Source organism: Loktanella sp. DJP18 (genome assembly GCF_049310965.1).
In the GTDB taxonomy this organism is placed as follows: Bacteria; Pseudomonadota; Alphaproteobacteria; order Rhodobacterales; family Rhodobacteraceae; genus Loktanella.
Map to the genome: position 1 here is coordinate 1 of NZ_JBMERN010000392.1, position 642 is coordinate 642.

Sequence of the window (642 nt, forward strand, 5' to 3'; positions counted from 1 at the left end):
CACGTCCAGTAACCATCATAGCCAACAACCAGGGACGGTGCGGTAGACAGCTCGAACATTAATGTCGCCTCGTCTGCCGGACCTTCGGGGGTAACGGTGACTTTCAAACCGTCTGTCGACGCTATGATACCGTCCACATCCGGCTCTCCTAAGGTTTGCAAGTCGACCAACTGACCCGAGATCTTTGTGATGCCCTGTCCGTGCACCGTAACGGCAAAGATGGGATCTGCAGTGACGCCGCGACGAAAATTGCAAGTAGCCCCCGCCGGAATGGCAGCTACAATTTCTTCTGGAGTCATTGGTGAAAGATCAATCGCCGCAATAACGGGCGAGAAAAGTGCTTCCGCCAACGGAGTTACCTGAGCCAGACGCTCGGTCTGCCCTAACGCAAAGTCATCTTCTTCACCATCGGCTGTGATGTCCTCAATCAGCCAACGCATCTCGGAAATTTCCCGGTTTTGGGCATGGATGATTTCATCAGCCAGTTTGCGTACCCGTGGATCAGTCAGATCTGCACGCGTCGAGGTCAGGACGGCGATGGAATGGTGCGGGATCATGGCTTTCATCCACGCCACATCCCCGACCGTTTCCTGAGAGCGGACCAGCCAAAGAAAAAGCGAAAATGCCACGGCGGCCCCACCA

General features: G+C 55.1%; 1 protein-coding gene. It reads right to left on the reverse strand.

Annotation, left to right across the window (positions count from 1 at the left end; genetic code table 11):
• The coding region (locus ACOI1H_RS26090) for a DUF305 domain-containing protein (protein ID WP_422441268.1) at positions 1-566 on the reverse strand (566 nt) is incomplete at its 3' end.
• Between the last annotated feature and the right edge of the window lie 76 nt (positions 567-642).